This is a genomic window from Roseimicrobium gellanilyticum, assembly GCF_003315205.1.
Taxonomy (GTDB): Bacteria; Verrucomicrobiota; Verrucomicrobiia; order Verrucomicrobiales; family Verrucomicrobiaceae; genus Roseimicrobium; species Roseimicrobium gellanilyticum.
This window is the reverse complement of sequence record NZ_QNRR01000001.1, coordinates 1,165,327-1,180,364: the sequence shown is the minus strand read 5'-3', so window position 1 is coordinate 1,180,364 and position 15,038 is coordinate 1,165,327. Positions and strand designations below refer to the sequence as shown.

At 61.1% G+C, this 15,038-nt stretch carries 10 protein-coding genes; 7 read left to right on the top strand and 3 right to left on the bottom strand.

Annotated elements, in window-relative coordinates; all coding sequences use genetic code 11:
- Window positions 1–42: 42 nt before the first annotated feature.
- The gene (locus DES53_RS04860; RefSeq protein WP_113957050.1) at window positions 43–954 is read right to left on the bottom strand and encodes an SgcJ/EcaC family oxidoreductase; all 912 of its coding nucleotides are present in this window, start codon (window positions 952–954) and stop codon (window positions 43–45) included.
- A gap of 223 nt (window positions 955–1,177) precedes the next feature.
- Here DES53_RS04860 and DES53_RS32790 point away from each other — a divergent pair, with 223 nt between their 5' ends.
- Window positions 1,178–1,351 carry a hypothetical protein gene (locus DES53_RS32790; RefSeq protein ID WP_170156864.1) on the top strand — a complete coding sequence of 58 codons (174 nt, stop codon included), beginning with the start codon at window positions 1,178–1,180 and terminating at the stop codon, window positions 1,349–1,351.
- 191 nt (window positions 1,352–1,542) lie between these two features.
- Here DES53_RS32790 and DES53_RS04855 read toward each other — a convergent pair whose 3' ends face one another.
- The gene (locus DES53_RS04855) at window positions 1,543–4,518 is read right to left on the bottom strand and encodes an AsmA-like C-terminal region-containing protein (RefSeq protein ID WP_113957049.1); all 2,976 of its coding nucleotides are present in this window, start codon (window positions 4,516–4,518) and stop codon (window positions 1,543–1,545) included.
- Window positions 4,519–4,831: 313 nt separating this feature from the next.
- Complete coding sequence (locus DES53_RS04850) at window positions 4,832–7,462, bottom strand: PAS domain S-box protein (RefSeq protein ID WP_113957048.1); 2,631 nt, start codon at window positions 7,460–7,462, stop codon at window positions 4,832–4,834.
- Window positions 7,463–7,678: 216 nt separating this feature from the next.
- Here DES53_RS04850 and DES53_RS04845 point away from each other — a divergent pair, with 216 nt between their 5' ends.
- From DES53_RS04845 to DES53_RS04820, 6 genes are read left to right on the top strand one after another with little or no spacing between them, the layout of a single operon-like run.
- A complete protein-coding gene (locus tag DES53_RS04845) occupies window positions 7,679–9,106 on the top strand; it encodes an efflux transporter outer membrane subunit (RefSeq protein WP_113957047.1) in 1,428 nt (475 codons plus the stop codon).
- Window positions 9,107–9,125: 19 nt separating this feature from the next.
- Entirely contained in the window at window positions 9,126–10,463 is a 1,338-nt protein-coding gene (locus tag DES53_RS04840; protein ID WP_113957046.1) for an efflux RND transporter periplasmic adaptor subunit, read from the top strand.
- Complete coding sequence (locus DES53_RS04835) at window positions 10,460–11,176, top strand: ABC transporter ATP-binding protein (protein ID WP_113957045.1); 717 nt, start codon at window positions 10,460–10,462, stop codon at window positions 11,174–11,176. The genes DES53_RS04840 and DES53_RS04835 overlap by 4 nt, the downstream gene beginning before the upstream one ends.
- 2 nt (window positions 11,177–11,178) lie before the next feature.
- Window positions 11,179–12,393, top strand: a complete 1,215-nt coding sequence (locus DES53_RS04830; protein ID WP_113957044.1) for an ABC transporter permease — start codon at window positions 11,179–11,181, stop codon at window positions 12,391–12,393.
- Between the two features lie 42 nt (window positions 12,394–12,435).
- Window positions 12,436–13,086 carry a response regulator transcription factor gene (locus DES53_RS04825; RefSeq protein WP_113957043.1) on the top strand — a complete coding sequence of 217 codons (651 nt, stop codon included), beginning with the start codon at window positions 12,436–12,438 and terminating at the stop codon, window positions 13,084–13,086.
- Window positions 13,083–14,558, top strand: a complete 1,476-nt coding sequence (locus DES53_RS04820) for a sensor histidine kinase (protein ID WP_113957042.1) — start codon at window positions 13,083–13,085, stop codon at window positions 14,556–14,558. Before DES53_RS04825 ends, DES53_RS04820 begins: the two co-directional genes overlap by 4 nt.
- The last annotated feature ends 480 nt before the right edge of the window (window positions 14,559–15,038 follow it).

The window sequence follows — 15,038 nt, the reverse complement described above, 5'->3', positions numbered from 1 at the left end:
AGCACGACTGAGAAAATGAAATGCAGTCTTGAGCGCATAACATCAGTCTCCTTTCACGCGGTTGACTTCGATGGGACGAATGCCTGGCTGCGGCTCGCCATCGAGCGTGCGGTTGGCGGATTCCCAGGTGAATCGAGTATCACTGGCTTTTGTGATGGTGCTGTCACCTGTGGTGCGGTGGCCATCTGGAGTGACTCCCGTTTCACGGAGCAGCCAGCGGTTCCCTTCGCTGGTGAAGGTCCCCTGTGAGAAACCGCCTTCGCTATCAAAAGTCCACGAGCGGACTTTCTGCTCCACGGCATCCCAGCCGATGATCTGCCAGCCTTCCATCGTGACCTCGCCTCCCTGCTTGACGCTCACATTGCGTGTGATGAACTTGTTACCACGAGACCAGGAATACTGGCTGCGGACAGTCACGTCATCTCCCTTGTCCGTATCCTCCCACACGCCAATCAGCCAGGAGAGTTCCTCCAGTTGATGCTCTACTGCATCGTCGTCAGGCAGCGGGCTCTCCACCAGGTTGGTGATGCGCCATTTGCCATCCTTCTTCACATGAATTGCCGTGTAGAGCGCACCGCTGGTGTCACCATTCTTCTCCGTGACGGTGGTCGAGCCCTTTTCCACGACGACATCCGGACTCAGCACCTTCACGGAATCCACGCTGATGGCGAGCTTGGAGCCCTTGTCGGTGAGGAACTGCGCGCGGAGGCTCTCCTCGATCTCAGCGCGGCCACTGAGAGTGCTGCCATCCTCCGAGTTGTATTCCGCATCATCGGTGAAGAAGTCCGCAAGGGCCTTGGCATCCCCCTTTGCGTAAGCTGCCTCGTAAGCCCGGTCATTGGCGATGACAGCGGCCATCTCCGGAGTGGTGCCTTCTGGAGCCGCCGGAGTTTGGGTGAAACAAGCACCGGCGAGTGCAATGACCGGCAGGACAATCGAAATGACGGGTTTCATGCGTGGATGATTCTGGTTTGCCCACCAGCCTCGACGTTCCTGCCGTGTTGGGAAATAGGACTTAAGGGCAACACCTTCCGCAGCCCGATGGGTACCGCGGCATAGGACCAAAGGGCTACTTACGCAGAACTTCGCCCGGTAGTAGCGTGCCACAGTGCACGCGCGCTTGGACACGCGCAGCCCCCAGTGCAACTGCGTTCATACCACACCGCACTTGCCTGTCATGAAATCGAAACTGCCCATACTATCCAAAGCAGTCCGCATCACCGCCCTTGTGCTCCTGACGACGCTTCTTGCTTCTTGCTACGGAACCACACGCAGGGTGGACCGTCGGGACGACCGCCGTGACATCCGATATGATCGCCGCGACGACCGATGGGATCGCAGAGGATATTAATCAGATAGAGCATTTGATAGTGAAGTGATGCAGCCGCTCACGGGCTCGCATGAGGTGCCGTGAGGAGGGGAGATGCACGTGCTCATCAGCAAGGCAGGGGTGAGCCTGATACAGAGCAGTGCCCTGGTTCCAACGCATACCACAGCAGTGGCCTATCCATACCACTGAGGCCACTCGCCTGGATAGGCATGCTACTCAGCATCGTCATCATCTCTTCCGCGGAGGATGCCCTTCCTGTGGTCCTCCCATTTCACCGCAGTCAGCGGCCCCGTGCCCGTGATTTCAGTCATGGACTTGAGGGGCCGGGTGGCCAGTCCCACCAGTCCTTTCAGGTTCAAGTCTCCGGTGAAATCTGCATACCTTCGTTTGAGATCGATGGTCCCATCTCCTTCAATGCGCATCTGCTGCGTCTCAAGCTCCACGTCGTCCAGGCCCACCACGCCCTTGCCAATGCGATGCTCCACCTTCACACGCGTGGAGATGTCCCTGCCAAATCCAGGCGTCAACTTGTCCAACAAGCGGCCCATGGTGCCAAACACAGGAAGACGACCGAACTCGGCATCCTCAACGGTCAACTGACCGGCACCGGCAAAGGCGTCGAGGTCGAACTCCCCGCCACCTCTCCAGTCAAACTGGACGGTCCCCGGCTGCTTTTGCAACGGCTGCCCGAAGCCAACGAGGACGGATTCCAGTCGAGCATCCTTGAGCACAAGCTGGGTCGCGAAGCGTGACTTCTTTTTCCCTGACGGGAAATGGAATTGAAGGTCGGGCACATCAAGCTCCCCTCCCCAGAGCTGCCCCTTCAATCCGGTGAAGTACCAGTCGTCCCCCTGCACGCGGAGTGCGGCGGTTGGTTTTTCCATCACTGCGCGAAATTTCCCGTTCGTATAGATAAGCGCCCCACCAATCGTCACATCCGCATCCCAGCGCATGTCTCCGGGTCGCTCCAGCGGGATCGCACCTTTGCCGAGGATACGGCAGGCCCCGGTGGTGGTGAGCCCCTGCAGGGACGGCATGGCCTTCGGCGCCAGGGTGCGCACGAGCACCAGGTAATCCAGGCCGCTCTCCAGCTTGTCGATGCGCATCACCCCCTTGGTGGAATCGAGCTCTCCGCTCATTTCCACCGCGTCTCCTGCCTGGACCAGGCGAAGCTCACAGGTCTGCACTGGTGCTTTCCTTTTCCCCGCAGCCGTCTTCATGGTTGCCCGGAGGGTATCCCACTTCTGACCACGCCACTGGAACTTCTTTGCTTCCAGCAAGGCATCGAAGCCCAGGCCGCGCCTGTCCGCGAGCGACTGGAACTGAAGCTTCAGCACGGGTGCGCTCCCCTCCGGCTTGAAGGTTGTCCATGCCTTCAGAGACTTCAGGCCATCCAGATTCCAATCGACAAACCGACTCCCCTCTTTGGCAGCAGGTGTTGCAGGGGCATTGGCTTTGGCACTGGTGGTCCCCTTCGTTGATGTGGCATCGGCATCCACCGCTTTCCCATGGATGCCCTTCGCTTCGATTTGGAAACCATGCGCTCTCGCCTGGAACTCCTGCAGCTCAGTGACTCCCGACTTGATGAAAAGGCGCAACGTCATGTCGTCCATGGTGGTCTCCTCATCCCCGCTGCCGAGCGAGAGCTGGGCGTCTGCCAGGCTCACGTGAAGTCCATCGTCGTCATCCGGGGACTTGCGGTCGCCGTCATCCGCCTTGCCCTTCGTCAGCGTCATGTGGCCGGTGAGTGCCACGCGGTCTTGTTTCGGTACACTGAAGAGCCCCGCCTGCTCGATGCTCAGCGTGCCGGTGCCGGCAACGGAAGCGAGATCGATTTCTCCTCCGCCTTTCCAGTCGAGATGGAAGGTGCCAGGCTGCGTGTACAACGCGCCGAAACTGCCGAGAAACGATTCCAACTGCGCCTGTTGCAGCACCACCTGGATATCGACGCGCGGCTTCGCCTTTCCCTGGGACGGGTGCACCTGCATCATCGGCACACGGAACTGGCCGCCCCACACCCCCGCCGTGAAATTGGAAACAGACCACTCACCCTCCTGCACCCGGAACGTGCATGCAGGTTTTTGCATCTTCACATGAAATGGATGACTCGCAAAGTCGAGCTCTCCCTCCAGAGCCAGGGTGGCATTCCAGCGAAGCTTGTCCGGCTGCTCCAGGGGGATTTCCCCCTCTCCACTCACCTGCCACGCCCCGGTTGAGGCCACGTTGGTGAGGACGGTGCTGCCCTTCGGCACCATGGCTCGCGCCAGGGTCAGCAGGCCCACGCCGGACTCCAGCCTGCCAATGCGGATGGTCCTGCTCGCATGATCGAACTGCCCATCGAACTCGGCAGTGCGACCTTCCAGTCCCACGCGCAGCCTGCCACTCTCGACCGGAGGTTTCCCTGTCCCAAGCACGGTCTTCATCGCTGCTTCCAGGAAGTCCCACTTCTGCCCACGCCACACAAAATCCCGCCCCTCCAACGTCGCCACGAGCTCCACACCACCTCCACTGACCGCTGGATGAAACTCCAGCTTCAGCACCGGCTTTCCCTTTTCGGGTTTCAGTTTCATCCATTCCTTCACCACTCTGAGCGGGGCGAGATCGACTTCACTTAACACACCTCGCGTCCGGGTTGTGGGCTTGGGAGCTTTGTCTCCCGGTGCCGATTCGGAAGTGGAGGCAGCTGGTCGCACATAGTTGCCCGCGGCCTCGATTCCCAGGTTGTAGAGCTCCGTGCGGCACTCCTGGAGCGTCACGCTTCCCGGTTGAATCTGGAGCATCACCGTGAGGTGTTCCAAGATGATTTCGCTCTCCCCATTCCCCAGCGTGAGGCTCGCGTCAGCAGCATGCGCGGCGACTGTGTCCCAACGGGTCCACTCTGGCTCTCCCTTGACCAGAGTCACCTCACTGAGAAGAGCAAGGCGTTCGCGCTTCTCCACATCACGATACAGGGCCAGGTCCCGTACCTTGACTCCGGAACCAGGATTCCAGCCGGCAGATTTCCAATCCACGTAAATCCCCTCTGAGGACAACCGTTCCCGCAGCTTGCCTGCCAGGACATCTCCCAGCTCGCGCCGCATGATGAAGATGCCGCCCACCAGGAGCACCGTGACGATGCCTCCATAGCGAAGAACGCTCCGCCAGCGACTGCGCGGGGCTGCCTCCGACGGAGGTGGACCTTGGCTCATGGATGCAGATGCCTTTCACTTGGATTCAAGCACGCAATGCCTGCCGGAGAAACAAGCAGGCATGGGAACCGCAGCAAGGCACACGCCAAGTACCAGCGGATGCGATGCCCAGCAGTTCCATCGGAACGATGGATGTCATGTGTGATTGCGGTGCTGCTGTTGGTCTTTCCACCAGCCTCGACGTTCCTGCCGTGTTGGGAAATAGGACTTAAGGGCAACGCAGCCGTCCCTGCCCGGCCCCCATCACCTTTGATACAGCAGGCTCCTGCACGGGAAGAGCTGCGTGCGCCGAGACCTGAACTCAGAGCCAGCACTACGCCGTCCGAAGTTCAACATCAGAGGCCTCGCCAATGGGCAATTCAAACTGGAAACAAGCGCCCACCCCGGCGTTTCGGGCGGTGATCACGCCGCCATGGGCTTCCACAATGGAGCGCACAATGGGTAGTCCCATTCCCAAGCCGTCCTTCTTGGTGGTGTAGAATTGTTCGAACAAGCGCTCCTGCAGTTCTTTGGAAATACCGACGCCGTAGTCGCGGACGGTGACGCGAATGGACGCATCGCCGTTGCGTATGGTCGCAATCTCCACCTTGCGCCTGGCGGGCGGCATCCCGGACGATGCATGAAACGCGTTGGTCACAAGATTGATGAGCACCTGCTGCATCTGGAGCGGGTCTGCCTGGATGAGAGGGAGCCCCTCCTCCAGGGAAGTGTGTACCTCGCATGCATAAGCAGCAGCGTCCGGCCGGAGCATGAGTGCCACGGTCTCCACCACCTGATTGAGATCTACCCGGCCATGGATGCTGCTGCCTGTCTTGATGGTGCTCCGCACATTTTGAATGATGTCCCGGGCCCGCCGTCCGTCCGAGCCCACGGCGTCAAAGATTTCGCGCAGGGTTTCAGGCTCAGCATCGCCTCTGTCAATGAAGCGCACACCGGCACTTGCGGAGGCAAGGATGGCCGTGAGTGGCTGACCCAGTTCATGCGCGAGAGAGGCCGTCATTTCGCCCAGGAGACTCGCGCGTCCAAGAGCTTCGATTTGTTCGCGCTGCCGCCGCGCCTCCTCCTCGGCGCGCTTGCGTGGCGAGATGTCCACAATCGTCATCAGAACCAGCACGCCACGAGGCATCCGGACCGGATTCAGCCCCACTTCGATGGGAAACTCGCTTCCATCCTTGCGACGGGCGCACAGTTCGCGGTCCGTGCCTTCGAGGACCCTATCGCGCAGAATGGCAAGGAAGTTTGCTCGATCCGCTGTTATTTCTTCCGCGACCTTCCCGCCCAGCAGAGTTTCAATCGGTCTTCCCAGCACTTCGTCACGCTCATAGCCGAAGAGCTCCACGATATGTGCATTCACGAGCGCGATAAGACCGCGATCGTCCACCAGCAGCGTGCCACTCGGCGAGGCTTCCGTCGCCAGCCGGAAGAGCTCCTGCGCCTCCTTCCGCTCCGTCACATCCATCGAGATGCCGATGAGACGGCCCGACCGGTCTCCCTCATCCGCCATCCAACGACCACGTCCGCTGACCCAGCGAATGGCTCCACTTTTGAGCACAATGCGATACTCGACCTCGTATTCCCCCCTGGTCTTGATGGCTTGGTCGATGGCAGTCTCCCGCACATCGCGATCCTCGGGGTGCACATGGTCACAAATCGTCGCGCGATGGAGGGCAACCTTTTCGCCAATCTCAAACAATTCGCGAGTCTTGTCAGAGGCCCACAATTCATCTGTGGCGGGGTCGAGTTCCCACACCCCCAGGCGGGCCGCTTCCGTGGCGAGGGTCACCCGCTGCTCACTCTGGCCCAGTGACCGCTCTGCGCGACGGCGGCGCATGAGATTCGCAATGAGGGCAGCGATGAGCAGCAGCTGCGCGGCACACACTGACACCACTCCAAGGATGAGCGCCCGATGCTGCTGCCAGAAGGTGGGCGTGCGGAAGAGGATAGTGCTCCCCTTGGGCAGGGTCGTTTCATCGATGTTCCATTTCTCCAGTTCCCGGGCGTCATACCGGGGCGGAAGCGGCCCGATGATGGTGGGAGGAAAACTGGACGCGGGTTCTCCACGCAGGATGCGAATGGCGATGCGGGCGGCCGCCACCCCTTCCGCCTCCGCCTGGTAGAGTCTTCCACCCACGATGCCGAGCCCCAGTTGGTGTTGGAAAATGCTGTTGATGGGTGCGTTGGCGCTGGCGTGGATTTGCTGCAGCACCTCATCCGCATTGTGCGTCACCCCTGAGGCATCCCGCATCATCAGGATGAGAAAGATGAAGGAACGGGGAGGCAGGTTTTTCGTTTTCTCCACGATTCCGCCCAACGAAAGGTCATTCACCCACGTGAAGCGCAGACGATTCTCATACGGCTGGAATTCCTTGCGGAAAGCGTCGGCCCAGTACTGCTCCAGTGGTGACGCGCCGATGACGACGACGATATTCTCCGTCTCCGGAGCAATCTCCAGGATGTCATCCACCATGCCTCGCACATCGAATGCCTCTCCCACAAAGGTGGCATTCTGCTTGAGCGCTCCCTCAGGCAGCCGCCGCCTGTCCATGCCCGCATAGATAACCGGCGTCGAGGCAGGAAAGATGCGGTCGCGATGCCGGGCCACAAACATGCCTGCGGGCGAACCGATTGGAACTACGAGGTCCGGCTGCCACTTGGTCTGGCGCTTGCGCATGAGATCGACCAGCGCTTCCTCCATATCGAGCGAGGCATAGCGAGCCACGTCGAGCGACACTTCGTCGAGATCCACCGGCTCCCCCATTTTTTCGGCAAGCTCCTGCTCGAAGGCAATGGAATGCGTGGTGAAAGGCGGCGCCGCATTGACAAAAGAATGGACGACAAGAACCCGCTTGGGCGTGGCTGCCGCCGCCGAAGCCACCGGCAACATGAGCCCGAGGCAAGCAAGCCCCACCACGATACTGCGGCCGCAATGGATGCTGATGGGCATGCTCTAATTTTCCTGTGCAGTGGCAAACGTCAATGCCTTCTATTCAAGGGCTTCCGGCACAGTTCCGCCCGCTACTTCCGCGCCAACCCAGCAGGCAGTTGCATCATTCGGGAAACACTCCCACCTGGGCCAGCCCTTCGAATTCGATGGATTCTTAATGCTGACTTAAGGTTCCCGGTGGCAACCTCTTCACACGCTCGCGGAGAACCCTTTTTGATGAAAAAGCCAACGCCATCCTCCCCCTTGGTCAATCTGGCATGGCCAACGATGGCTGCGCTTTTCCTGAGTTCCTGTGCCGGAATGACGCCTGGGGCGAACGATGAAAGCGGAGCCCCGGTCCCAGCGAAATGGAATGCAGGAGGCATGAAGGGAATGGCCCTGGACACGGCGGCGCTGCCGAAATGGTGGGAGCGCTTTCCTGACCCCGCCATGAGCCAGGTCATCGCGGAGGCGCTCCGTGCGAGTCCGGACATTCGTACGGCGCTCTCGAAGATAAGGGAGGCGCGGGCGACGCGCGGTGTGGAGCGTGCGGCGCTCTTCCCTCAGCTCGATGCGGGCCTCAGCGCGCAGGCTTCGCGAGAAGACAGGCGCGGCAGTCCTGCCACCACCAGTGAGAACTACGGTGCCTCTCTCGATGCGAGCTGGGAGGTGGACCTCTTCGGAAAGCAGCGGCAGAATGTGCGCGCGGCGACGGCGGACCTCGCGCAGTCCCATGAGAACTTCCATGCCGTCCAGGTCTCGCTCGCGGCAGAGACGGCGACGGCGTACATCGACCTGCGCACGGCGGAGGCACAACTCGCCGTGCTGGAGAGCAGCATCGCCACCCGTGAGCAGACAGTGCAACTCACCCAGTGGAGGGAGCAGGCAGGCCAGGGCAACGCACTGGAAACGCAGCAGGCCATCACCAGTCTGGAGCAGGCACGGACGGCTGTACCGTCCTTGAAGCAGACCATCGCGCAGACCAAGAACCAGCTGGCTCTCTTAGCCAGTAAACCCCCAGGCGCGCTGGACAAACTGCTGGCAAGGACGCGTCCTGTGCCTGCTCCTCCTTCCCGCATCGCGCTGGGCATTCCCGCGGAGACTCTGCGTCAGCGACCGGATGTGCGGGCGGCGGAGCATGCGGTGAATGCAGCCTTCTTCCGGACGAAGGCTGCTCAGGCGGAGCGTTACCCTTCGCTGAATCTCTCCGGCTCCATCGGTGTGGAGGCGTTGAAGGCAGGGCGCATTTTCTCCCCCGAGAGTACGGCCGCTTCCATCCTCGGCAGTCTGGCCGCTCCCATCTTCGATGCGGGACGTATCAAGCAGAACATCAATATCCAAAACGAGCGCCAGAAGCAGGCGCTCATCACCTATGAGTCGACCGTGCTGACTGCCCTGTCTGAGGTGGAGAATTCCCTCATCGCCATCCAGCGCACGTCTGAGACGCTGGAGGTGGTGAATCGCGCGGTGGTCGCGGCGCGTGAGGCGGCGAAGCTGGCCTCGCAACGTTATGAGGCGGGCGATGTTGATCTTCTCAATGTGCTCGATGCCCAACGCACCCTCTTAAGCCTGGAAGAGCAGCAAGTGAACAATGCGGGCAACCGCGCCTCCGCCCACATCCAGCTCTACCGCGCTCTCGGCGGCGGCTGGGGTCCGGGCTTCTGAACCTCAAGTCATTTTCTCTATGTCCACGAAAACCATCACCGCACCTGCGGACTTGGAAGAGGCAATCCGGCCCAAGGGCGCTCGCCGTGCCCGCTGGATTCGTTACGTGCTCCTGCTGGCCCTCGCGGCAGGCGCGGTCTTCGCCTGGAACTGGTGGTCGCAGCGTGAAGCGGCGGCGAATCACATCAATCCGTATGTCACGGAGCCGCTCCAGCGTGGGGACATCAGCATCTCCGTCACGGCCACGGGCAACCTGGAACCCACCAATGAAGTCACCATCGGCAGTGAACTCTCCGGCACGGTGCAGGAAGTGTATGTGGACATCAATGACCGTGTGAAGAAAGGCCAGCCGCTCGCCCGGCTGGACACCAGCAAACTCACCCAGACCACGCAGAGCTCGCGTGCCTCCGTGACGGCGGCGAAGGCCAAAGTGCTGCAGGCGGAGGCCACCCTTCGTGAAGGTGAGGCATCACTTCAGCGGCAGCAGGAGCTCCAGCGCATCAGCGGTGGGAAGCTGCCTTCGAAGTCAGAAATGGATACCGCCAAGGCTACCGCAGACCGCGCCGGGGCAGACCTGGAGAGTGCGAAGGCCTCGGTGCTGCAGGCAGAAGCGCAGCTCAAATCCAATGAGACCGACCTGGAGAAGGCCATCATCAAATCGCCCATCGATGGCATCGTCCTCACACGCACGGTGGAGCCGGGGCAGACGGTGGCCGCGAGCTTCACGGCTCCGGAGTTGTTCATCCTCGCGGAGAGCCTGGAGCAGATGGAACTCAAAGTGTCCGTCGCGGAAATGGACATCGCCCGCGTGGAGCCGGGACTGACGGCAGATTTCACCGTGGATGCATGGCCTGAGCGCTCCTTCGTGGCCACGGTGAAGAAGGTGGCCTACGGCTCTGCGGTCGTGGACAACGTGGTGACTTACGAAACCCAGCTCGAAGTCACCAACAAGGACCTGAGCCTGCGGCCCGGCATGACGGCGGTGGCAGACATCCACGTGGCGAAGGGCTCGAATGTGTTCCTCGTGCCCAACACCGCCCTGCGGTTTGACCCTGAGGCCGCGCAGGCCCAGGCGAATGCGGCACCGGGACAGCAAAAGACCTTCGTCCAAAGCCTGATGCCCGGACCCCCTCGCGGCATGGGTGGCCGACGCTCATCCTCCAGTGAGGACTCCAAGAAGCCCCACCGCGTGAAAAAGAGTGGCGAGTCCCGCATCTGGGTTTTGCAGAATGGAGAAGCCGTGCCCATCACCGTGAAGGTCGGCCTCACGGATGGACGCCGCACCGAAGTCTCGGGCGATGGACTCAGCGAAGGCATGAATGTCATCACACGTGCGAACACGACTCCACGTCCATGAGCGTTGCTCCGCCCAGTTCACTCATCCAGCTCAAAAAGCTCACCAAGACCTATGGTCGTGGTGATGCCGCCTTCCAGGCGCTGCGTGGGGTGGACCTTGCCATCAACAAGGGTGAGTTCGTGGCCATCATGGGACCCAGCGGCTCCGGCAAGTCCACACTCATGAATGTACTCGGCTGCCTGGATACACCCACGACGGGAAATTACCTGTACCAAGGCATCGGTGTTGAGGAGTTGAGCCCTGACCAGCGCTCGCTCCTGCGCCGTCATGCCCTGGGTTTCATCTTCCAGGGGTTCAATCTGCTCGCACGCACCAGTGCACTGGAGAATGTGGAGCTGCCGCTGCTGTATCGCGGCATCTCGACGCGTGAGCGGCATGCTCTCGCGAGAGAAGCACTCGCCGCCGTGGGCCTGCCCACCAAGGAGCGCAATACCCCGGCGGAGCTCTCCGGTGGCCAGCAACAACGCGTCGCCATTGCCCGGGCCATCGTCACGAATCCCAGCACGCTCTTCGCGGATGAACCCACGGGGAACCTGGACTCCCATACCACGGAGGACGTCATGCACCTGCTCACGCGCCTGAATGCAGAGCGCGGCATCACCATCCTGCTCGTGACGCACGAGGATGATGTGGCGGCCTATGCCCAGCGCGTGGTGCGGGTGAAGGACGGGCTCATTGAGTCAGACATCATCAACCCGAAGAGAACGCCATGACGATGCTGTGGAATACCTTGGCCATCGCGCTCCGGGAAATCCGCCGCAATCTCACGCGGTCCTTCCTCACGGTGCTGGGCATCATCATCGGCGTGGCCGCCGTGATCACCATGGTCACGCTCGGTCAGGGCACCACGCAGATGGTGAAGAGCCAGATATCCAATCTCGGGAGCAATCTCATCATGCTGCGCCCGGGCTCCGGCTTCGGACCGAGGTCGTCCTCCGCAGGCGTGCCGAACTTCACCATCAAGGACGCCACCGCCGTGGGTGACCAGGTGCCCGGCATCGCCGCCGTGGCGCCCGTGCGCACCATGACACTGAGCACCATCTATTTTGAGAATGCACGCAGCACTTCCATCACCGGAAGCACGTCGGATTATTTCTCCATCAACAAGTGGACCCTTGCGGAGGGCCGCCTCTTCGGGGATGTGGACTACCGCTCTGCCAAGGCGGTGGCGGTCATCGGCGCCACGGTGCGGCGAGAACTCTTCGGCAATGCCAATCCCATCGGCCAGAAGATTCGCATTGGAAAAACTTCCGTGGAGGTCATCGGACTGCTCGCTGCGAAAGGGCAGATGGGCATGGGCGACCAGGATGACACCATCATCATTCCCCTCTCCAGCCTCCAGAGACGTCTGCTCGGACGCACCTCGGCCCGGGACATCACGCAGATTGTCATCTCCGCGGAGGACGACACGGACAGCAATGTCATCATTGCGGCCATCACCTCGCTCATGCGTGAGCGGCGCAATCTCCAGCCGAATGAGAATGACAATTTCTTCGTCATGGACACGCGCCAGATTGCGGAGACGCTGAGCTCCTCCACCGCCATGATGACCACGCTGCTCGCGGCCGTGGCCGGAGTGAGCCTGCTGGTGGGTGGTATTGGCATCATGAACATCATGCTCGTGTCGGTGACGGAGCGCACGCGGGAGATTGGCATTCGCATGGCCATCGGCGCACGGGCACGCGAGGTGCTGCTGCAGTTCCTTGTGGAAGCCATCACGCTGTCTTCCATCGGCGGTGTCGTGGGGATTCTGCTGGCGCTGGGCCTTTGCTACGGGCTGGCGCAGCTCATCCAGGTGCCTTTCATGTTCAACACGAAAATCAACTTCATCGCCTTCCTCTTCTCCGCTGCGGTGGGCATCCTCTTTGGGTTTACTCCGGCTCGCAGGGCGGCGAAGCTCAATCCCATCGACGCCCTGCGGCACGAGTGATTTTCTGAACTCTGGACAAAAGCCATCCGCCCTCCCCCTCTCATGCGTGTGCTCATCATCGAGGATGACCCGGTCCTGCAGCGTAGTCTTGCCGCCACCCTGCGTGAGGAAGACTACGCTGTCGATGTGGCCTCTGACGGTGTGGAAGGGCTCTCCAAGGCAGAGGATGGGGTGTATGATGCCGTGTTGCTCGATGTCATGATTCCAAAGCTCGATGGCTGGGCCGTGCTGGAGCGGCTCCGCGCACGCAGGAATACTCCCGTGCTCATGCTGACAGCCCGCGATGCCGTGCGTGATCGCGTGAAGGGACTCGATAGCGGTGCGGATGACTACCTGACCAAGCCCTTCGAAATCGAGGAGCTGCTGGCCCGGCTCCGTTCGCTGATACGCCGCGCCGCAGGCCACTCCAATGCCGTGCTGGAGATTGGCCCGCTGACGATTGATACCACTTCGCGTGAGGTCGAAATCTCCGGGAAGAAGATTGGCCTCACCGCGCGGGAGTACACACTGCTGGAGTATCTGGCCCTGCATCGAGGTGTGGTGGTCTCGCGCACCTCCCTCTACGAGCACTTGTTTGACGAGGAAGACAGCACCCTTTCGAACCTGCTTGATGTCCACGTTTCGAATCTCCGGAGGAAGCTGGGCCACGAGGTCATCACCACGCGCCGGGGTCACGGCTACTGCATCCCATGAGATTCCCGCTGAGATCCATCCGCTGGCGCTTGCAGATATGGCATGGGCTGATTCTGCTGCTCGTGGTGCTGGGCTTCTGCATGCCGGCGTACCAACTGGCTCATGACAACCAGCTCCAGCGCATCGACAAAGACCTGACGATGCGGGAGCGCACGCTTATACGCTCGCTGATGGACATCCTGCGTCCCGCTGCACCGGGAGAGAATGCGAACGACAAGCGGCTGCTTTCATTTTCGGAATTCGTGGAAAAACTCCGTACAGGTCCCATCACCCTGCCGCCGAATGTGGCCGCACTTTTCCACGGCACCGAGCCCGGCCATGCCTACTTCAGCATCCGGGACAAGGAAGGCAGGGTCCTGTTGCAAAGTGACAACGTCCCGGGCGACCTTGAGTTTCTACCTGTGACTCGGGAGGAGATGGTGGAGCGCTCGGTGACCGTGGGCAGCAGGAGGGAGCTGCACCGCAGCAGCGCCATCGGCTTTCGCGTGGTGGTGGGGAGGGACATCACGCCTGACCTTGAGGAAATGCGACGACTCGGTCTCTCCGTGCTCACAGCCGTGGGTGGTGTGAGCCTTCTGGCTTTGGTGGGAGGCTCGTGGCTCGTCGGCAGAGCCATCCGCCCCATCAAGGACATCAGCCACACCGCGACGCGCATTGCCGAGGGCAATCTGGAAGAGCGCATCAACATCGCCGATACCGCGAGCGAACTGGGCAAACTGAGCGAGGTGCTCAATGGAACCTTCGAGCGGCTGCATGAGGCCTTCGAGCGGCAGAAGCAATTCACTGCGGATGCCTCGCATGAGCTGCGCACGCCCATCACCATCTTGATCACGGAGTCCCAGCGCATCCTGAAGCGCGAGCGAACCCCGGAAGAGTATCGCGAGGTGATACACACGTGTCTGGACACCTCCCAGCGCATGTCTGCCCTGGTGGAAGCGCTGCTGGTGCTGGCACGGCAGGACTCCAGCGAAACCTCCACCTACCGCGAGCTTTGCAATCTGGCGGACATCACAGGCGATATCGTGCGGAGGCAGATGCCCCTGGCAAAGGAGCTGGGCGTGGAACTCTCCTGCACCCTCGACCCGGCCTGTTGCGAAGGCATCAGCACCGAGCTTTCCATCTTGATCTCCAATCTCGTGAACAACGCCCTCCACCACCATCACGCCGGCGGCGGCCATGTCTGGGTGACCACGGGCGAGCGCGACGGCCATGCCTGCGTGACCGTGCGCGACGATGGCCCCGGCATCCCCGCGGAAGACCTGCCACACCTCTTCGAACGTTTCTACCGCGTGGACAAAGCCCGCTCCCGCGAACTCGGTCGCAGCGGCCTCGGCCTCGCCATTGCGAAGGCGATTGCAGACAACCACCAGGCAAAAATCACCGCCACGAGTGAGCACGGGAAAGGTGCGACCTTTGAGCTGAAGATGCGCGCGGCCAAGACGGGGTCGCGGGATGGGAACAAGGAGCTGTGATAGGATGAACAAGAACATGGGACACCGCTCACCGACTCAACACACCAGGTCGCATGGGTTCGTGGGTTGCGGTGGCCGGGGCCTCCATCGCCTTGCCACCACCCATGAAGATGCCACCCCAAGGAGCGGCGTGCTTTATTGAGCCTTGTGCAATAGACTGACTTCGAATGCACATCCGCGAGGCAGTTCCAGGCCGAAGGCCTGAGATATGCCAGCCCAGGGCAACGCCCTGGGAAAACGGCCCAGACATCCAAGCCCTGAAAGGGCGTGACAGAGCGTCCGCCTGAGGTGCGCCCATATTTCGCCCTTTCAGGGCTCTGTTCATTTGCCACTTATCCCAGGGCGTTGCCTTGGGCTGGCATATCGCAGACCTTCGGTCTTCAGGAAGGCAGAACATCCCACCCAACGTCAGTCTATTGAGCAAGCCTCAATAAGTTGAACGATGGCCGCTCACCCAAGCAAAAGGCGCTTGTTGTTTGT